General features: G+C 59.7%; 16 protein-coding genes. 5 read left to right on the top strand and 11 right to left on the bottom strand.

Annotated features, from left to right (window positions below; genetic code table 11):
* Window positions 1–140: 140 nt before the first annotated feature.
* The 7 genes from E5J99_RS11355 to E5J99_RS11325 form a co-directional block, all read right to left on the bottom strand.
* A complete protein-coding gene (locus tag E5J99_RS11355; protein ID WP_135497927.1) occupies window positions 141–890 on the bottom strand; it encodes a phosphatase PAP2 family protein in 750 nt (249 codons plus the stop codon).
* A gap of 83 nt (window positions 891–973) precedes the next feature.
* Window positions 974–1,333, bottom strand: coding sequence for a DUF6370 family protein (locus E5J99_RS11350; RefSeq protein WP_135497926.1), 360 nt, complete (start codon window positions 1,331–1,333; stop codon window positions 974–976).
* Between the two features lie 435 nt (window positions 1,334–1,768).
* Entirely contained in the window at window positions 1,769–2,197 is a 429-nt protein-coding gene (locus E5J99_RS11345; protein WP_135497925.1) for a DUF1810 domain-containing protein, read from the bottom strand.
* Window positions 2,198–2,422: 225 nt separating this feature from the next.
* A complete protein-coding gene (menB, locus tag E5J99_RS11340) occupies window positions 2,423–3,247 on the bottom strand; it encodes a 1,4-dihydroxy-2-naphthoyl-CoA synthase (RefSeq protein WP_135497924.1) in 825 nt (274 codons plus the stop codon).
* A 122-nt stretch (window positions 3,248–3,369) separates the two neighbouring features.
* Window positions 3,370–5,136, bottom strand: a complete 1,767-nt coding sequence (menD, locus tag E5J99_RS11335; protein WP_135497923.1) for a 2-succinyl-5-enolpyruvyl-6-hydroxy-3-cyclohexene-1-carboxylic-acid synthase — start codon at window positions 5,134–5,136, stop codon at window positions 3,370–3,372.
* Window positions 5,137–5,250: 114 nt separating this feature from the next.
* A complete protein-coding gene (locus E5J99_RS11330; RefSeq protein ID WP_135497922.1) occupies window positions 5,251–6,486 on the bottom strand; it encodes a chorismate-binding protein in 1,236 nt (411 codons plus the stop codon).
* Complete coding sequence (locus E5J99_RS11325; RefSeq protein WP_135497921.1) at window positions 6,483–6,926, bottom strand: hotdog fold thioesterase; 444 nt, start codon at window positions 6,924–6,926, stop codon at window positions 6,483–6,485. Before E5J99_RS11325 ends, E5J99_RS11330 begins: the two co-directional genes overlap by 4 nt.
* Before the next feature lie 76 nt (window positions 6,927–7,002).
* Here E5J99_RS11325 and E5J99_RS11320 point away from each other — a divergent pair, with 76 nt between their 5' ends.
* The 5 genes from E5J99_RS11320 (at window position 7,003) to E5J99_RS11300 (ending at window position 14,281) form a co-directional block, all read left to right on the top strand.
* Window positions 7,003–7,626: a histidine phosphatase family protein gene (locus E5J99_RS11320; protein ID WP_135497920.1), complete on the top strand. Its 624-nt coding sequence runs from the start codon at window positions 7,003–7,005 to the stop codon at window positions 7,624–7,626.
* Between the two features lie 248 nt (window positions 7,627–7,874).
* Window positions 7,875–9,653, top strand: coding sequence for a pyruvate dehydrogenase complex dihydrolipoamide acetyltransferase (locus E5J99_RS11315; RefSeq protein WP_135497919.1), 1,779 nt, complete (start codon window positions 7,875–7,877; stop codon window positions 9,651–9,653).
* 190 nt (window positions 9,654–9,843) lie between these two features.
* Entirely contained in the window at window positions 9,844–12,417 is a 2,574-nt protein-coding gene (locus tag E5J99_RS11310) for a TonB-dependent receptor (RefSeq protein ID WP_135497918.1), read from the top strand.
* Between the two features lie 198 nt (window positions 12,418–12,615).
* Window positions 12,616–13,152 carry an ATP-dependent protease subunit HslV gene (gene hslV / locus E5J99_RS11305; RefSeq protein ID WP_135497917.1) on the top strand — a complete coding sequence of 179 codons (537 nt, stop codon included), beginning with the start codon at window positions 12,616–12,618 and terminating at the stop codon, window positions 13,150–13,152.
* Window positions 13,153–13,309: 157 nt separating this feature from the next.
* Entirely contained in the window at window positions 13,310–14,281 is a 972-nt protein-coding gene (locus tag E5J99_RS11300) for a deoxyhypusine synthase family protein (RefSeq protein WP_135497916.1), read from the top strand.
* Between the two features lie 1,281 nt (window positions 14,282–15,562).
* Here E5J99_RS11300 and E5J99_RS11295 read toward each other — a convergent pair.
* The 4 genes from E5J99_RS11295 to E5J99_RS11280 form a co-directional block, all read right to left on the bottom strand.
* Complete coding sequence (locus tag E5J99_RS11295) at window positions 15,563–15,913, bottom strand: CZB domain-containing protein (protein ID WP_135497915.1); 351 nt, start codon at window positions 15,911–15,913, stop codon at window positions 15,563–15,565.
* A 50-nt stretch (window positions 15,914–15,963) separates the two neighbouring features.
* Window positions 15,964–17,286: a PAS domain-containing protein gene (locus E5J99_RS11290; RefSeq protein WP_167852088.1), complete on the bottom strand. Its 1,323-nt coding sequence runs from the start codon at window positions 17,284–17,286 to the stop codon at window positions 15,964–15,966.
* A 254-nt stretch (window positions 17,287–17,540) separates the two neighbouring features.
* Complete coding sequence (locus E5J99_RS11285) at window positions 17,541–18,104, bottom strand: hypothetical protein (protein ID WP_135497913.1); 564 nt, start codon at window positions 18,102–18,104, stop codon at window positions 17,541–17,543.
* Window positions 18,105–18,412: 308 nt separating this feature from the next.
* Window positions 18,413–19,723: a cystathionine gamma-synthase family protein gene (locus E5J99_RS11280; RefSeq protein ID WP_135497912.1), complete on the bottom strand. Its 1,311-nt coding sequence runs from the start codon at window positions 19,721–19,723 to the stop codon at window positions 18,413–18,415.
* Between the last annotated feature and the right edge of the window lie 319 nt (window positions 19,724–20,042).

The following is a 20,042-nucleotide window of genomic DNA, read 5'->3' as shown; positions in this document are numbered from 1 at the left end:
CGGGTGGCGCTTTCTGTGTAGCAAAGTTTCGGTTAGCTGTTTTGCTGCCCGACGAAGGTAACAAGGCGCATTGCCAATAGCCATGCAAGATACTAAACCGCCAATTCTGATAAGCTGCTATTGATCGTATTATCTGATTTTTAAAATGTCATGAACGCGCCCAAGCCATACGTCTTGCTATTGTAAAAAGGCATGATCATGCCGTCTATGTTTTTATGCTTTTTAAACAGTGATTTCTTTGCCAATGGATGAATCCAATAGGCGATTTTCGTACTGAAAATACCGATTCCGGCTCCCGCCGCAACATCACTCAACCAATGTCTGTTGTTATACATTCTAAAAAAACCAGTTCCCGATGCTACGGCATAGCCTGAAATTCCGTACCAGATAGATACGTCTTTGTATTCCTGGAATAAAAATTCAGCCCCCATGAAGGCTGTAGCCGTATGCCCGGAAGGAAAAGAATTGCTGGCTGAGCCATCAGGCCTTTCCGTATTTCCGGTCTTTTTTATGATATTGACCGTTGCTCCCATAATTAAATAGGAGGTGCCTAGAATAATTGTCCTGTCCTTAAGATTATTCTTTCCCTTAATATTTACTACGTTCATTGCATATACAGCTATAAAAGGGCTGTACTGTGAGAAATCATCTATGGTGAATTTGTTGTCAATATGTTCAGCTATTTCGTTTTTTGTACTCGAGTTTAATCCTTTCAATGCATGGCTTTCAAGGCCAACGACTCCGTAGCCAATTAAAAGGCTGGGTAGTATCAAGCTCTTATAGTTGAATTTGTCTTTTTTATCTAGTTGTAAACTGTCAACGCTTTTGTTTTGCCCGAACAAATGCAAAGACAAAAAGAGAATAGAAATTATCAGCTTGATTTCTTTCATGACGTTTTAGGTGACCACGCACAAATAGGTGTGTTGCTGTCATAGCAATGACGTCAATCCGCCGCAGCACGTTTTCGGGCGTTCTATTTTTTCTTCGTCGCTTCCGGCAGCAGCCGGAAGTAGCTCGCCTTGAATCTGTTGTCCACTACCTCGCCCTGCACTTTCGCCTTGCGAACGGCTTGGCAAAAACCATCTTTGGCGTGCGCATCGCCGTGGGAGTCGATGGTGGTGCCGTCTACGAAATAGGCTTGGCTATCCATGCGCACGGCCAGGTCGCAGTCTTTGCCTGATAGGCCCAGCCGACACTGGCCGCAGGCCGCGTCTACTACCAGCGTTTCTTTGGCGGCATCAGCCACCGCCACGCCGGACGCTTTGGTCTGCTGCGCCTGGGCAGCAGATGCCAGCGAAACACTCAGCAGCACTAGCAACAGGAAAGACTTCATTGGGTGGCCAGTTAGGTCGAGAACTAATGATGCGGAAGGTACCGGTTCTGGGCTGGTTCAGGAAAGCTGCCTGCCACTTCCGGAGCTTCACCCGGTGGAAACTGCAGCTGCTTGGAGAAGTTCAGGATGTTCTTCCCGGAAAGCGTGGCAGCCTGCTGTGACTGCCTCGCTCGGGTACCAGAAAAGTGTGGCGCTGGACAAGTTCCCGAATGGTGGCGTGGTAACAAGGTAATGAAGTCACGTCAGCCGACGATAAGCAGGTACGGGACTTTGCACTACTCTTTAGAAGCTGTTTGCGTTAGCGTAAGAGCCGTCAAACCGGTGTAGAGACGCCTACTTGCGTCTTGTCGTTGAACGATAATCGTTGTGCCGGCGCGGCCGACGAGAAGCAAGTAGGCGTCTCTACACTCTGCCAGCGCTAACTCAAACAGCCTCTTAGTGGTGCTTGCCAAGCAGCGCCAGCGTTTTGTCATCCGGTGAGCCTCGAAAGAACTTTTCCAGAACGGCTTGGAACACCGGGTTGCTGTCCAAAGAAGAAAACAACGTCATCGACGACTTCAGCTTCAGGTCGTCGGGAGCACCGAATATTCTGTTTGCATCACCCGACTCCAGCTTCAGCAGCTCCTGACAGATGCTGACGAGTCGGCTACCCAGCACCGGGTGCTTCAAGTACGCTTCGGCTTCCTGGCGGCCTTGAATGGCGTACAACTTCGACGTCTCACTAAAGCCCAAGCCTTGTAGCTGGGGGAAGATGTACCACATCCAGTGGCTTCGTTTACGGCCCGCTTTTATTTCCTGCAACGCTTGTGTGTAAGCCGTTTCCTGGGCGGTAAGAAATCGGTGTAAGCTGTTGTCTGCGCTCATGTCTTCGGGGTTTTTAAAACGGTTACCGCCCCAGTATGAGAGTAGGTGGCGGTAACTGCCGGTCGGTATGCAGCATTGTCCTACGAGACTTATGTGGAGCAAGGCTGCGTGTAGCAGAATAAAACGACCGGACTGCCGCGCCTAGCGCAACAGGGCAGGGCTATAGCAGAAAGGGCCCGCACACTAGTGTGCAGGCCCTTTCCACGATGAATAACCCTGCTGGCCTTACGGGAACTTCGGGTACTTCGAGAAGTCGGGCTGGCGCTTCTCCAGAAAGGCGTTGCGACCCTCTTTGGCTTCCTCGCTCAGGTAATACAGCAGCGTGGCGTTGCCGGCCAGCTCCTGAATACCGGCCTGGCCGTCCAGCTCGGCATTGAACGACGACTTGAGCATGCGCAGCGCCAGCGGGCTTTTCTCCAGAATCTTTTTGCACCAGGCCACCGTAGTTTCTTCGAGCTTTTCGAGGGGCACTACTTTGTTCACGAGGCCCATATCGAGCGCCTCCTGGGCATCGTATTGGTCGCAGAGAAACCAGATTTCGCGGGCCTTTTTCTGCCCCACCACGCGGGCCAGATACGAAGCCCCAAAGCCGCCGTCGAACGAGCCCACGTTGGGGCCGGTCTGGCCGAAGCGGGCATTGTCGGCCGCAATGCTCAGGTCGCAGACGACGTGCAGCACATGGCCGCCGCCGATGGCCCAGCCGGCCACCATAGCCACCACGGGCTTCGGAATCGAGCGGATCTGCTTTTGCAGGTCCAGCACGTTCAGGCGGGGCATGGTGTCTTCGCCCACGTAGCCACCGTGGCCCCGCACACTCTGGTCGCCGCCCGAGCAGAAGGCCTTGCCGCCTTCGCCCGTGAGTACGACCACGCCGATGTCGGTGCGGTTGCGGCAGATATCCATGGCCTCAATCATTTCCTGCACCGTGAGCGGCGTGAAAGCATTGTGGACCTGCGGGCGGTTGATACTGATTTTGGCGATGCCCTCGTGATAGGTGAAGAGGATTTCGCGGAATTCCTTAATCGGAGTCCAGGTGAGTTGTTCGGGCATACAAGGAGGAAAAAAGAACGTCATGCTGAGCAAAGCCGAAGCATCTCGCGGGCAATGGTAATCAGATTACCGTGGCGGTAGAGATGCTTCGGCTTTGCTCAGCATGACAACGATTGGTAGAATTAAGAGGAAAAAGACGTGCGGACTACAGCCCGGTATTGTTCGAAAAAAGCGGCGTTGGTGGCGCTGTCAGTGGTGATTTCCAGCAGCGCCGCGCCGCTTACGGGTGCAAAGAAAGCGGATAGCGCCAATTGCAGCTCGCTGAGGGTGCCAGCGGTGAAATAGCGCAGCCCGAAGTCCCGCGCCGTGTTTTCGGCCGTGAGGGGCTGGTGCGTTTCGAACAGCTCCTCCAGCTCGGGCTGCTGGCGCGGGCCATCGATAAGGCGGAAAATGCCCCCGGCGTGGTTGTTAAACAAAATCACGCGCAGGTTGGGCGTCGGGTAGTTCTGCCAGAAGGCGTTACGGTCGTAGAAAAACGCCACGTCGCCGGTGAGCAGCACCACGGGCCGCTCGGGCTGGGCCAGGGCCGCGCCTACCGCCGTGCTGGTGCAGCCATCGATGCCGCTGGTGCCACGGTTGGCAAATACCTCCACGTGGCGGTTATCGGGCATTCCCAGAATATTGGCGTAGCGCACCGCCATGCTGTTGGCCAGGTGCAGCGCCGTGCCATCGGCGAGGTGGCGCAGGGCATGTTGGAAGGCCGTAAATTCAGTGAAAGTCTGGTCGGGTTGACTCAGAAAGTCGTGCAACAAGCCCGTAGCCCAGCTCTCGGCTTGTTGCCAGGCGGCGGTGTAAGACGTGGGTTCAGCCGTAGCTGTCGCCGAAACCTGATTGCCGGATGATGAGGAGCTGATAGTAGCCAGCTGCTCAAAAAAGGTGGCCGGCTCCAGCCGAATAATGCGCGTCAGCGACTGAAAGGTGTCGGCTACCGGCCCGGCCGCCTGAATGTGCCAGTGCTGCGCTGGCTGAGCGTCGCGCAGGTATAGCTTCAGCGCTTTGGAAATCAGCGACTGTCCGAAGGTGATAAGCAGCTCTGGTCGGAGCGCGTCCTTCAGGTTGCGGTCGGGCACGGCCAAGAATACGTCGTGCTTGCTTATGGGACCAGAGCTCAACTCTCCAGGCTCCGCCAATGGCTGGTGCAGATTGGAAATAACGTCGCCGACCACCGGCACCTGGTAGGCTGCCCCGAACCGATGCAGGGCCAGGGCCAACGGTGCGTCGTGGCGGTGCTGGCCAGCCACCACCAGCACACGCGGCGTTTGGGCCAGCGCCGCCCGCAGCGCTTCAAATTCCGCACCCGACAGCGTTGGTTGGCCCGGCGTTTCCCGAATCGTACGGACAGCGTCGAACCGAATTTCTTCGCCCGCTTTCGGGTAAAACGGCTCCCGCAGCGGCACATTCACCTGCACCGGCCCGGCCGGAAACTGCTGGGCCAGGTTGATGGCCTCTGCTACGAGCCGGGCCGAATGCCAGTGTGCATCAGGATGCGAGGTATCGGCCGGAAAGCTGAACGAGCCCTTTGCGTGGGCCCCGTAGAGGTCGGTCTGCCGAATGGTTTGCCCATCGAGCTGGTCGATCCACTCCGGGGGGCGGTCGGCGGTGAAAACCACCAGTGGAATCTGCTGGAAATAAGCCTCGGCCACGGCCGGCGCGTAGTTCAGGCCCGCCGTGCCCGAAGTGCACACCAGCGCCACCGCCCGCCGCTGGCTTTGAGCCAGCCCCAGCCCGATAAAAGCCGCCGCCCGCTCATCGGGCACCGTGCGCACGTGTATGCCAGGGTGGCGGGCGAAAGCAAGCGTCAGCGGGGCGCACCGGGAGCCCGGCGACAGCACGACGTCCGTAATGCCTTGCTGGGCGCAGATTTCGGCGATATTGTAAACGGCTTGCATGTGTGGGGTAGTGCAGTGGTGAAGTGGACGCGTGGGGGTAAAAACGTCTGTCATCCTTCCTCTATCTACGCCAGATGAAGGATGACAGACCAGAAAACTCGCTCCATCGTCACCTCACCGTAAGATGGTGCCAATGGTGGTCAATTTCATTTCGGTTTCCTGCCACTCCCGGGCGGGGTCGGAGTCGGTAGTGAGGCCGGTGCCCGCGTAGAGAATGGCTTCGCCGGGGCGGAGCTGCAGGCACCGCAGGTTTACGTAGAGCCGCGATACGCCGGTTTGCGGCAGGTTGACGGGCCCCAGAAACCCGCTGTAATAGGCCCGGTCGTAGCCTTCGTGCTCCCGCAAAAAATGCAGCGCCGCCTGCTTAGGCATGCCGCCCACGGCCGAAGTCGGGTGCAGCAGGCGCAGCATATCGGTGCCCAGCGTAGGAAACGGCACTTGGCGCAGGTTTACGGCGAAGTCGGTGCGCAGGTGCAGCAGCTGGCCGGCCACGACGGTGCGCGGGCCGGTTTCGTCGTATTCGCGAAGTCGCAGCTGCTTAAAGCAGTTCACGATGTAGCGCGCTACCAGGGCTTGTTCCTCAATTTCTTTTTGCCGCCAGATAGCATGGTGCGGCAATGCGCCCGGAGCCACCGGCTGGGTGCCGGCCAGGGCCATCGTCCGGAAGATACCGTCGGCATCAATCTCCGCCAGCACTTCCGGCGACGCGCCCAGCCAAGTGCCCGCGCCCGGCGCGCTTACCAACGACACAAAGGCCTGCGGGTAGCGCTGGCACAATTCGCCGAAGGCCCGCACGACCTCGAAGCCGGCCGGCAAGGGCCGCCGCGCCGCCCGCGACGATACTACTTTCATTACCTGCCCGCTCCGGATAGCCGCCACCCCGGTTTCGACCAGCGCGAAATATTCGTCCTGCGCCGCAGTGTGGGGCAGTGGCAGCGGGCTCAGGTGCCAGGGCAGCGGCGTGCCGGGCTCCGTGTGTTCGGTGGCCAGAAAAGCCAGCAGCTGGCTGGCCCGGCTATCGGCCACGTCGAGGTGCAGCTGGTCGGGCTGCTGGGCATTCCAGTAGATGTCGCCGGGCAGAAATAGGGCCGGGTTCTGGTCGGAGTCGCGAAACGGGAAAAAAGCAAAGCCCGCGGGGGAATCGGGGGAAAGCGCGGGCGGCAGGCCGGCAAGGGCCGCATCGGCCGACAAGCTCAGGCAGAGCTGGGGCCGCGCCGTGCCCGGCAGCCGCCACACGGCCACGGGCAGCTGTTGCTGCAAGGCAAAGGTGAGCAGCTGGTAGAGCTGCTCCGGCGGGCCCGGCACCAAGCCCGGCCAGCGCACTACCTGCGGCAACTGCGGCTCCCTCATGCCGCTGGTGGCGTGCTGGCCGGCAAATCGATAACGGCCATCGTGATGCGGCTGATGCAGACCAGCGCGCCGGTTTCCTCGTGCGTGATGCGGATTTCCCACACCTGCGTGCTGCGGCCTACGTGCAGCGCCGTAGCCCGGCCCACTACCCAGCCCGAATGCACTCCTTTGATATGATTCGCGTTGATTTCCAGCCCTACACACGCCTTTTTGCGTACGTCTACCTGGAGCGCGGCCCCAATGCTACCCAGCGTTTCGGCCAGCGCTACCGATGCGCCCCCGTGCAGCAGGCCCATGGGCTGGTGGGTGCGGTGGTCCACGGGCATGCGGCCCACCAGCAGCTGGTCGCCTACTTCAGTGATTTCAATACCAAGGTGTTCGCCCAATGTATTGCGGCACCAGGCATTGAGCTGGGTCAGGTCAGGAGTAGGATGTGGCATTCGATAGAGCGGTAACAATGGGTTTAGGGGCCGGAAAACAGTACTTTTGGGCCAGAACAACAAAGCTAGCGGGAAAGTGAGCGTCAAAAAAATATACCTCATTCGGCACGGCCAAACCGATTTCAACGTGCGCGGCATCGTGCAGGGCAGTGGCGTCGACTCAAGCCTGAACGAAACCGGCTACCAACAGGCGGCCCGGTTCTTCGCGGCCTATAAGCATCTGCCGTTCGATAAAGTTTATACCTCTACGCTGCAACGCACCCAACAGTCGGTGCAGGGCTTTTTGGATCTGGACCTGCCCCACGAACAGCACGCGGGCCTCAACGAGATTAGCTGGGGCGTGCGCGAAGGCCTGCGCATCACGCCCGAAGAAGATGAGGAATACAACGGCGTATTGCAGCAGTGGAACCAAGGCCAGACCCAGGCCCGCCTGCTCGGGGGCGAAAGTCCGGATGAGGTAGCGGCCCGGCAGCGCCCATTTATCGACCTGCTGCGTAGCCGTACGGCCGAGGAATCCGTGCTGGTGTGCATGCACGGCCGGGCCATGCGCGTGCTGCTCTGCCAGTTGCTGAACTACCCGCTCAGCTTCATGGATGCCTTCGAGCACCGCAACCTATGTCTCTACAAACTGCATTACACGGGCAGCATGTTCTCGGTAAACAGCTTCCTGGACGTGATGCACCTGGAAGAGTGCGTATAGGTCAGCACCCAGCTCCAACGCCATCTGCGGGAGTTGCTAACGGCCCACCGCCGAAGCACGGAGCCTGAAGGGAGTCACCTGTCGCTCCGGTGATTGAAATCAGCACACGGCAGGGCAGCAAAAGCCCGCTGCGTACTGCCAAGGGCGAAAATTCGCTGAGGCCTCCCGCTGGTTGGCTGGGATGTTATTGTTTGCACCCCAATATTTTCGGGCTAATTTTGACCCTACACAATACAAGCGAGACGCAGATGGCCGAAATCATAAAAATGCCCAAAATGAGCGACACCATGACCGAAGGGGTCATTGCGGCGTGGCTCAAAAAGGTGGGTGATAAAGTCAAATCCGGGGATATCCTGGCCGAAGTCGAAACCGACAAGGCCACGATGGAGCTGGAAAACTACGACGACGGTACCCTGCTCTATATTGGTCCCAAGGAAGGCGAAGCCGTAGCTGTTGATGGTATTCTGGCCATTGTGGGCAAAGAAGGAGAGGATATTTCTGCGCTCCTGAGCCAGATTCAGGGTGGCGGCGCTCCGGCTGCGGCTGCTCCCAAGGCGGAAGAAGCACCGGCTCCCGCGCCTCAGCCCGCCGCTGCTCCAACGCCAGCCCCAGCTGTGGCTCCGGCTCCAACTGCCGCGCCAGTTGCGGTAGCCGCCGCGCCAGCTGCTGGCAATGGTAAGAAAGCCACGGTCATTCGGATGCCCAAAATGAGCGACACGATGACGGAAGGCACCATTGCCTCCTGGCAGAAAAAAGTAGGCGACAAAGTGAAGTCCGGGGATATCCTGGCCGAAGTCGAAACCGACAAGGCCACGATGGAGCTGGAAAACTACGACGACGGCACTCTGCTCTATATTGGTCCCAAGGAAGGCGAAGCCGTAGCTGTTGATGGTATTCTGGCCATCATCGGGGAAGAGGGAGCCGATATTCAGAGCCTGCTCGGCGGCCAGTCGGGTGGCGCGGCGGCTCCTGCTGCTGCCCCAGCTCCGGCCGATGCTGCTCCGGCGACTCCCGAGGCGGCCGAAGCGGCTGCGCCTGCCGAGGCTGCCGAGGCTGCCGCCGCGCCACAGACGGCTGCGCCTGGTCGTTTATTCGCTTCGCCACTGGCCAAAAGCATCGCCCGCGAAAAGGGTATTGATTTGAACAGCATTAAAGGCTCGGGCGAAAACGGCCGTATCGTGTCACGCGACCTGGAAACTGCGCAGCCCGCCGCGGCTCCGGCTCCGGCGGCTCCGCCTGCCGCCGCGCCAGCGGCGCAGCCAGCTCCGGCGGCTCCCCAGGTGGCTCCGGCGGCACAGCCCGCTGCCGCTGCGCCAGCTCCGCAAGCGGCTCCGGCTCCGGCCGAGGGCACGTATACCGACACGCCGGTGACGCAGATGCGTAAGGTAATTGCCCGCCGCCTGTCGGAAAGCCTCTTCACGGCTCCCCATTTCTATCTCACGATGGAAATCCTGATGGATCGGGCCATGGAGGTGCGTGCCCAGCTGAACACCTTGTCGCCGGTGAAGCTCAGCTTCAACGACTTGGTTATCAAAGCCGCCGCTGTGGCTCTGAAGCAGCATCCCGCCGTCAACTCGTCGTGGCTCGGCGACAAGATTCGTCAGAACCACGTCGTGAATATCGGAGTGGCCGTAGCCGTGGATGAAGGCCTGCTGGTACCCGTGGTGCGCAACGCCGATGGCAAAGGGCTTTCCACCATCGCCACCGAAGTGAAAGACCTCGCCGGACGGGCCAAGACCAAGAAGCTGCAGCCCGCCGAGTGGGAGGGCAGCACCTTCACCATTTCCAACCTGGGGATGTTTGGCATCGAGGAGTTCACGGCCATCATCAACCCGCCGGATGCCTGCATTCTGGCCGTGGGCGGCATCAAGCAAACCGCCGTGGTAAAAGACGGTCAGCTGGCCATCGGCAACGTGATGAAAGTGACCCTGAGCTGCGACCACCGCGTGGTGGACGGCGCGACTGGCGCGGCCTTCCTCCAAACGCTGAAAGCCCTGCTGGAAGACCCCATGCGCATGCTGATCTGATACCATCATAAAGTATTCAGCCTCAGAGAAGCCAGCCCAATCGGGCTGGCTTTTTCGTTGCCTGCTACCCCAAGTACTGCACCGGGCAGCGGATAGGGCGCATTTTTTACCGTAAAAGCTCTATACTTACCACCGGAGGGGACTAGGTTACTGCCTCTCGCATAGTTGAATTTTCACCTTGCATAACGCTATGAAGCAAAATTTACTGGCACTAACGCTGTGTGTAGTCAGCGCAACTGCCTTCGGGCAGGGACAGGCTCTGACGGGCCAGGTTCTGGATGCCGCCGGCCGGCCCGTTATCGGGGCTACGGTGGTGGAGCGGGGGACCAACAATGGTACGGCTACCAATAATGAAGGCCGTTTTACGCTGTCGTCGCGCACGGCCAGCCCGCGCCTCGTGGTTAGCTCCATTGGCTTTGCCTCGCAGGAAGTAAGCGCCGGCAGCGGCTCCATCAGCGTGCAGCTGGCCGAAGCTACCACCAGTCTGAGTGACGTGCAGGTGGTGGGCTCGCGCAGCCAGAACCGGTCCGTTACCGATTCCCCTTCGCCGGTTGATATCATTGATCTGCGCGAGGTGACGGCCAAAACCGGCCAGCTCGACGTGAATCAGCTGCTGCAATTCGTGGCGCCCTCCTTCAACTCCAACCGCCAGACCGGTTCCGACGGCGCCGACCACGTAGACCCGGCCTCCCTGCGCGGCCTGGGCCCCGACCAGACGCTGGTGCTCGTGAACGGCAAGCGTCAGCATCAGTCGTCGCTGGTAAACCTGTTTGGCTCGCGGGGCCGGGGCAACACCGGCACCGATTTGAACGTCATTCCGGCCGCCAGCATCGAGCGGATCGAAATCCTGCGCGACGGCGCGGCGGCCCAGTACGGCTCCGATGCCATTGCCGGTGTGATTAACATCGTGCTCAAAAGCTCGGTGAAGGAGCTGACCGCCAGCGTGAACTACGGCGCTTACGACGCCAAGTATCGCCGCGACGACCAGAAGTTCGACGGCGGCAATTTCAACGCCAACGTGAACTACGGCATCGGTCTGGGGGAGCGGGGGAGCTTTATCAATGCTACCCTCGACTACAACAAGCGCGAGCATACCCAGCGGGCGAACGTGCCGAACCCGGACGGCATCGCCCGCCGCGAGTACGGCGACCCGGAAGTGAGCAATACCTCGGCGTACCTCAATTCTAAGTTTGCCCTCAGCGACAAATCCCACATATATGTGTTTGGTGGAGCCAACAAGCGCAAGGGTGACGCCTACGCCTGGACTCGCTTCGCCGACGATGACCGCAATGTGCCCGCCATTTATCCCAATGGCTTCGACCCCATCATCACCAGCGACATCGTGGACGTTTCGGCCGTGGCCGGAGTGCGCACGAAGCTGGGTGAGTGGGACCTGGACCTAAGCAACAACTTCGGCTCCAACCGCTTTGAGTACGGCTTGCGCAATACCCTCAATGCCACACTGGGCGCAAATTCGCCTACTGCATTCAACGCCGGCGGTTTTCAGTTGCAGCAGGATGTGGTAAGTCTGGGGCTCACGCGCAACTACAAAACGGTGCTGGAGGGCCTCAATGTAGCCGCTGGAGCCGAGTTTCGGCGCGAGTGGTACTCACTGTTTGCCGGCGAACGAGCTTCCTGGGACACGTTTGACACGAACCCGGATGCTGCTCCTGGCTCCCAGGGTTTTCCCGGGTATCAGCCCAAAGATGAAATTAAGGCCCAGCGTGACAATTTTGGTGCTTACGTAGATGCCGAGCTGAACGTAACCCCCCAGTGGTTGCTGGCCGGAGCGTTGCGCTACGAGAACTATACCGATTTTGGTAGCACACTCAATTACAAAGCCTCTACCCGCTACAACCTGACCGAGTTTCTGACGTTGCGCGGCACCTATAGCACCGGCTTCCGGGCTCCGTCGCTGGCCCAGATCAACTTCAACTCCACCTTTACCAACTTCATTGAGGGCAAGCCGGTGGAAGTGCTGCTGGCCCGCAACAACAGCGACATCACCAAGAAGCTGGGCATTCCGAGCCTGAAGCAGGAAACCTCCAATAGCGCCAACATCGGCCTGACCAGCCGCATTGGCTCCTCGCTGAGCCTGACGCTGGATGGCTATTACATCAAGGTAAAAGACCGGGTAGTCCTCACCAGCCAGTTTAGTGCCCGCGACGAGAACAAAGTTCTGGACCCGGTTATCGGTGCCGACCTCGAAAATGCCCGGGTTGCGCAGGCCCAGTTTTTCGCCAATGCCACCGATACCCGCTCCCTGGGCCTCGACGTGGTGCTGAACCATACCGCTACGCTGGGCACGGGCCGCCTGAGCTCCACGCTGGCCGCCAACTTCAACCGCCTGCGCATCGACCGGGTGCAAACCTCGGGCCGCCTGGCCGGGCGCGAGGATGATTTCTTTGGTCCGCGCGAGCAGGCTTTCGTGAAAGCCTCCGCGCCGCCTTCGAAAGTAAACCTGACGTTCGACTACAAAGTGAGTAAGTGGGGCGCGCTGCTGCGCTTCGTGCGCTTCGACAAGGTGACGCTGCTCGACTTCGACAATGAGCCGATGAAGTACAGTGCCCGTATCACCACGGACCTCACCCTGAGCTACGCCCTGACCGACCACCTGCAGCTGGCCGTGGGTAGCTCCAATCTGCTGAACGTGTATCCTACGCTGTTCGATCCGCAGCGCACCGAAACCGGTGGCGCCTGGGACCCGGTGCAGATGGGCGCGAATGGTCGGTTTTACTTTGCTAAATTGCAGGCCCGTTTCTGATAGAAGGTCAGGCAAGTACTACCTGTCATCCTTCATCTGGTGAACCGCAGGAAGGACCTTATCACGGCAGAACGAGATGCTTAAGCGTCCTCGACCTCTGCGGGATAAGGTCCTTTCTGCGGTTCATCAGATGAAGGATGACAAACTTTTTTGCCGGCTGGCTTATTAGCAACGCACCACTCACTACTCGCAACTGAAATGAGAATCCGTTCTACTACCGTGCTTGGCGTGCGCCACAACGGCGAAATTGCCCTCGGCGCCGATGGCCAGGCCACCATGGACAAGCACGTAGCCAAAAGCAACGTGCGCAAGGTGCGTAAGCTCCAGGATGGCAAAGTCGTGACGGGCTTTGCCGGCTCCACGGCCGACGCGTTTATGCTGCTCGATAAGTTTGAGGAAAAGCTCAGTGGCTACGGCGGGCAGCTGCGCCGCGCCGCCATCGAGCTGGCCAAGGAGTGGCGCAAAGACCAGTACCTGCGCAAGCTCGAAGCCATGATGGTGGTCTGCGACAAAGACGAGCTGCTCATCATTGCCGGCAGCGGCGACGTGCTGGAGCCCGACTCCGACGTGGCCGCCATCGGCTCGGGCGCTATGTATGCCCAGGCCGCCGCGCTGGCCCTCAAAAAGCACGCCCCCCACCTCACGGCCCGCCAAATGGTGGAAGAAGCCCTGCACATAGCGGCCGATATCTGCATCTACACCAACCACAACCTCATGATTGAGCAGCCGGTATAGAGTAGCGGCTGGAAAAGAACGTCATGCTGAGCGGAGTCGAAGCATCTCTACCGCTTCGTTGCAGTGGTAATTGATTACTACTGAGGTAGAGATGCTTCGACTCCGCTCCGCTCAGCATGACCGTTACCATTAACAAAGACACAAACCACCCCAATTCATGCAAGTCACCAATTTCCTCAAGCACCACTACCGCCACTTCAACGCCGCTGCTTTGATTGATGCCGCCGAAGGTTACAACAAGCACCTGGCCGAAGGCGGCAAGATGATGATAACCCTGGCTGGCGCCATGAGCACCGCCGAAATGGGCATCCAGCTGGCCGAATTGATTCGCCAGGACAAGGTGCAGATCATCAGCTGCACCGGGGCCAACCTGGAAGAGGACATCTTCAACCTCGTGGCCCACGACTTCTACGAGCGGGTGCCCAACTACCGCGACCTGACGCCCGCCGATGAGCAGGCCCTGCTGGAGCGCCACATGAACCGCGTAACCGACACCTGCATCCCCGAGGAAGAAGCTATGCGCCGCCTCGAGCACTCGGTGCTCAAGTTCTGGGAGAAGGCCGACAAGGCTAAAGAGCAGTACTTCCCCCACGAGTTCTTCTACCAGATCCTGAAGTCGGGCGAGCTGGAGCAGTACTACCAGATTGACCCCAAGGACTCCTGGATGCTGGCCGCCGCCGAGAAAAACCTGCCCATCATCTGCCCCGGCTGGGAAGACTCCACGCTGGGTAACATCTTCGCTGGCCACGTTATTGCGGGCGACATCCAGAACGTGCACACCGTGCGTACCGGCATCGAGTACATGATTTTCCTGGCCGAGTGGTACACCAAGCAGGCCACCGACGAGAGCAAAGTAGGCTTCTTCCAGATTGGCGGCGGCATTGCCGGCGACTTCCCCATCTGCGTGGTGCCGATGCTGCACCAGGATCTGGGCCGCACCTCGGTGCCGCTGTGGGGCTACTTCTGCCAGATTTCGGACTCCACCACGTCGTATGGTTCCTACTCCGGTGCCGTGCCCAACGAGAAAATCACCTGGGGCAAGCTGGGCCAGGACACGCCCAAGTTCATCATCGAGTCGGACGCGACCATCGTGGCCCCGCTGATTTTTGCCATCGTGCTGGGGCAGTAATTGCCGCATAGTTGCATAGAAAGCCCCGCCGCTGACGTTCAGCGGCGGGGCTTTTTTGTGACTTGGACAATCTGGTGCCAGTTTAGGCGTAGTCGTGTCTGTGCCAGACGAACTATTTTACAAGAAAGTCAGCAATAGCAAAGTACTCGTCCGGTCTGAAGTGCTCCGGATTCCGAATGGACTCGTTGTAATGATCAGGGGGGAGCTTCCGGTTTTCTCTACCACTGATGAAGGAGTGAACAAAGTCGTTATAATTCGAGCAGGCCCCCTGGCCCCCCAGTTGTATTAGCATCGTATCCAGTTGTAAGCGGCCAACTAAGTGAAATCTGGCGGCATTATCGACCTAGCAGTCGTTGTGTACCGCTTCTACGTCCACGCAGATTGTATAGCCGGCCGGATCCAATGTGCTTGCTGCCTTCCGGCCAACCAGACGATGCTGCCGAAGCTGCTTTGCGGATGGAGCGGCTTTGGCTGCGTAATCTGTGAAAACCAGATCATACCAAATGTGGGTTGAGTCAGCGGCTTCCTTTAAATACCCCGTGACAACAGCTGCACCGGTCGTAACACTGAAGCTGTTTAGGAAGTCAGCATGACGATCTGGTGGGTTCAACCATACTTCCTAAACAGCTTTACTATCTACTTCAAACGCTACAACGTCCCCTTTGTGATAAATAAGTTCTTCGGGATGGATAGGTAAATATCGAACTGCTTCGTCTTCCTCGAAAGCACAGCCAAACAAAAGAAGCACAGAAAGCAGAAAGTAAAATTTAATATTGCGAAGCTACTTATTGTCAGTCAAGACGCTCTGATTATGCCTCTGCCAGCACTCAACGCAGCTAAGCGTTGGCGGGGGCAGCAGGACAGCCGTTAGCTCTGCGGGCCCTTTGCGTTGTTGGTGCCTCGCGCAGTCGCTCAGCTGTGCCGAGTGACTGCGCGGGGCCTGTCCGAACAGGTGGCCATGCTGAGCTTGTCGAAGCATCTCTACCGCTTCGCCTGACGATTGGCAACGAAGCGGTAGAGATGCTCCGACAAGCTCAGCATGACATTCTGGAAAAACCAATTCGGATAGGTTCTAAGCCGGAGCGGCTCTGCCGCGAGCGTCCCGCGCCGTTCGGTTGTGCGGCTGGCGCGGTTCCATTCGCAGCATCTTAATTGCTCGCGCAAGAAAGATGCTGCGCCGCGCTCGGCATGACGTTTTGGTTGTTCGCTACTTTAGGTACAAGTCTGACTGGTAAGCTGAAGGTACGCAGTGCCTTCGTTCAGGCGACGCTAAAGGGAGTGCTACAAGCTGCTTTCCAGAGAGAGTAACTGGGTTTCAATCTGGTCGGCGAAGGCATTGACTTGGTCGAGGCCGGCGCGGGCTTCTTCAATAAGGCCGCGCTGGTAGCGGTTGGCCAGGTCCTGGCCGGTGCTCAGCATGTGCTGCAGGGTGTTTTCCAGCTCACGCACGGCGGGCTGGTTGCCAAATTCGGGCTTCAAAACCGTCTGAATCCACTGGCCCAGCGGGTTTTCGGCGTAGGCAAACAGGGCTGGCTCGGCTTCGCGCACCCCGTAGAGTACCGAGCGCAGCCGCGACTTGAAGAGCACCTGCTTGACGCGGGCCTGTTGAAAGTCGAAAGGGGAGAGGGGCATGCCGGGAACTACAAAAGGCGGGTAGATAGGGAAGCAAAGGGACGCCTTGCTTAGGAAGCCAAGCCGCTGTCGGGGCCGTTGGGGGTCCGGCTGCGGAGTTGCTCCAGGGCCTGTCGGGTGAGCACCAGCTCCGTGACGTCGTAGGCGTAGGCCGTGATGCCGGCGGGCTGGCCGTTTTCCGCGAAGCGCTGGTAGTAAAAGTTGAAGTAGTGGTCGTGCAGCCCCTGGCCGTCAGGACCGGCCAGCTGTACCAACAGTTCCTGACCCACCATGGGCTCACCGGTGCGAAACACGCCGTCGAGCAGCGCGATGATGCCCTGGCTCACAATTTCGGGAAACACCTCGGCCACGGTTTTGCCTACAATCTCCTGCTGGCCCACCAACTCCCGGAAGCGGGTATTGGCAAACTCGTAGCGGTGTTCGGGGCCGCGCACCACCGTAATCATGGCCGGGGCGTCGGCAAAGAGGTCCAGCAGGAGTTGGCGCTGCTGCTGGGCGCGTTGGTACTGTTCGTAGGCCTGGTCCGAGAGCAGGGCCTGCTGCTCATTGGCTTCCAGCAGCTCGGCTACCATGAGCTTTTGCTCGTGAATATCGGCATTGCAGCCCACCCACATCTGAATCTGGCCGTCGGGGCCGAGGCGGGGTACGCCCGTGGCCAGGTGCCAGCGGTAGCTGCCGTCGTGCCGCCGCATGCGGTACTCGGCCTGGTAGGAAGTGCCTTGCTGGCGGGCGGCTTCCCAGCGGGCGGTGGTGAGGGGCACGTCGTCGGGGTGCAGGTCAGCGACCCAGCCCCAGCCCAGGGTATCGGTCAGGGAGCGGCCGGTGAAATCGGTCCAGCGGGCATTGAAAAAGTCGGCCGTGCCGTCGGGGTGGGTGGTCCACACCAGCATGGGCAGGCTTTCGAGGATGAAGCGGTTGTGCTCGTGGGCCTCGTTGAGGGCGCGCTGTACGTCGGTGGCGTGCCGGGCAGCCAGTGTGGCTTCGGTCACGTCCTCCGACATTTGGAGGATGTACTGCAGCTCGCCGCGGGCGTCGAGCTGGGGGTGGTGGGTAATCTGCCAGTACCGCTCCTCGGTGCCCCCGCCCAGCGCGGCGGGCCGCGCAATGTCGTAGCGCAGCAGCGGCATCACGTGGGCCCGCAAGGTGCGCCGCACCGTGTCGTGCGAGGCCAGCAGGCCGGCCTGGCTTTGGGGGTCGCCGGGGTAGGCATCGAAAATGTAGCGCCCCACCGCCTGTTCACGGGGCAGCAGCGACACGGCCACGTGCTGGTCGGAGTTGTCGAGGATGGTGCCATCGGGGGCCAGCAGCAGGTAAGCGCCGGGCAGGGTCCGAAACAGGGCCTGGTAATCGATGGAAGCAGGAAAATCAGCCATGTAGGAAGATTGTTGACGCAAAACCGGCGGGTAAGGATGGTGCCGTGCTGAAGCCTGGGCAGGCAATAGGCTTGTTCCGGAACAAGAAAATAACCGAAACGCCAGGCAGCGCGCCGCATCTGTACTGTGCCAGCAATTAAGTAGTAGTGAGGTAAAGATACTTCGCTGCGCGCCGTATGACGTTCTTTGGCTTTCTAAACAGCTTTATTTTCTTACTCGGGAACAAAAGAATTGCTAGCCGGCAGCGCTGCGGGCTACCGGGGCGGCTCCGAATCAGCAGGTGCTTCCAGGTATTCGGCCAGCAGTTCAGCTTCGCACCGCAGGCCGGCGAGGCGGGCTTCCAGCAGCCGTTGCGCCGTGGCCCCGCAGGTAGTGCGGAGCTGGCGGCGGGCTTCCAGCTCAAAAAAGGTGAGCCAGTCTTGCTCATCCTCCGGGCTTGCGACGGGGCCGGGGTAAGCCCGCAGGGCCGGCGCGGCGGCCAGCCGGGCTACGTACGGGGCCGCCCGGCGGCGCAGCGTTTCCAGCTCCAGCTCCAGGGTTTGAATTCTGACCCGGCACTCGCGCAGGCGGTAACCCAGCTCCTGCGCGTTGGGCGGGGGCTCAGGCAGCACCGGCGGGGCGGCAAAACTGCCGCCTGCTCCATCGTACACGAGGCCCTGGGCCGCCAGGATCAGGCGCAGTCCCTGCACCCCCGTAGCAGAGGTAGTCGATTGGTAGCCCCGCTCGGTCAGGGCCAAACTCGACCGGGCTACGCCCAGCCAGTCGGCCATCATTTCCTGACTAAGCCCGAAACGGGTGCGGAGTGCGTGCGTATCCATACTGGCTAATTCTGTTTCAGGAAGCTAAACAATTCTGGCCTAAACAATTTTAAATTGTTTAGGCCAGAATTGTTTAGCGGCGACTGTTGATACGTATTGCAGCTGCTTAGGCATTCTGAAAACCGGAAGCATGACGGTCTGACAACTTTCTAAACAGCTTTAATGCGTACTAGCAGGTGAGGCAAGCCGCATTCCCCAGGAACAGCGCACCCGCACGAAGCACAAAGCCCACCCTCTGTTTGCAGGGGGTGGGCTTTGTGAAATAGCGAAGCAAAGCGTATCGAAAGGAGGCTAACAGGCCCGAAATGCTACGCCATTTCTGCCACGGTCACTTCCTGCGGCATGCCCACGGCCTCAAACGCCTGGCTCAGATCCAGCATCAGATCCTGCGGGTCTTCCACGCCGATGCTCAGGCGCACCATCTGCGGGGTGATGCCCATCGTGAGCTGGTCCTCGACGGTGATATCGGAGTGGGTCATGGTGGCGGGGTGCTCGGCCAGGCTTTCGGTGCCGCCCAGGCTCACGGCCAGCTTGATGAGCTTTAGCGCGTTGAGGAAGCGGAACGCTTCGGCCTCGCCACCCCGAATGTCGAACGAAATCATGGAGCCGGGCGACAGGCAGTGGCGGCGGTAGATATCCTGCTGGGCCGGGGAGTGCTCCAAATGCGTGAGGTAGTAGGTGCGCGCCACCAGCGGGTGGGCCCGCAGCCAGTCGGCAATGACCTGGGCTGAGGTGGCGGCGCGCTCCATGCGCAGCTTCAGGGTTTCGAGGCTGCGCATCAGCATCCAGCCGGTGTTCGGGTCGCACATGGTGCCCATAAAGGTGCGCATGGCCTTGATTTCCTTCATCAGCGGCTTGCTGGCCAGGGCCGCGCCGGCAATCAAATCGGAGTGGCCGCCCAGAAACTTGGTGGCCGAGTACAGCACCACGTCGGCCCCGTGCTTGAGCGGGTGCTGGAATACCGGGCCCAGGAAGGTATTATCGACCACTAGGCGCACGGGCTTCTCGGGCGTGGCGTAGCGGCGGGCCAGGGCGGCGCAGGCTTCCAGGTCCACGAGGTGGTTGGTGGGGTTGGCGGGCGTCTCCACGAAAATCATGGCCAGGCGGCCGGGCTCGATAGCAGCGGCCTGGGCGGCCAGCTCGACGGGCGAGGCGGTGGGCAGGAAGCCCCGGGCCTCGATGCCGAACTTGCGCAGCACATTTTTCAGGAAGAAGTCGGAGCCGCCGTACACGGGCTCGGAGTGCAGCACCACGTCGCCGGGCTGGAGCAGGGCCAGCAGCGTGGTGCTGATGGCGGCCATGCCCGAGGCGAAGCTGGCGGCTTCCTCGGCGCCATCCCAGAGGGTGAGGCGGTGCTCCAGGATTTCGAGGCTGGGGTTGTTGAGGCGAGAGTAGATCAGGCCCATTTCCTCGTCGGGGTTGGCTTGGCGCAAGCCGTAGGCCAGCTCGAAGAAGGCTTTACCTTCCTCGGCGTTCTTAAACACGAAGGTGGAGGTCTGGAAAATCGGGGGCTTGATGGCTCCTTCGCTCCAGGCGGGCGTGTAGCCGTAGCTCATCATCAGGCTTTCGGGGCGCAGCTGGTGGCCGCCGATGTGGGCGTGCTCTTGCGGGTTTGTCATGGGAAGAAAGGGTGGGTGGGAGAGGGGGAAAGTCTCACAAGGTACCTTTTCTCCGCACGCGGTGTCACCAAACCGGGCAGAGCTTTGCCCGTTACAAGCTGGTAGCGTGGGGTTAGGATTTTGATTTCGCCGGTCCTGGTTGATCTGGTGGCCGCTTATCGACCCATTTCTGCGGCAGCAGTACTCATATGTTATAGCAGATTCGTGAACCATGTATCCTTATCGTTTGCCGGCTTGTGTGTGATAGCCGCAGTGGTCAAACCAGTTCCGGGCGTCCCGGCTGGTAATGCAGTCGATAGCCTGAGAGAGGGCCTGTTTG

The organism is Hymenobacter elongatus, assembly GCF_004745955.1.
Lineage (GTDB): Bacteria > Bacteroidota > Bacteroidia > Cytophagales > Hymenobacteraceae > Hymenobacter > Hymenobacter elongatus.
Note: the sequence above shows the minus strand (reverse complement) of the source record. Positions and strands in the feature narration are given on the sequence as shown.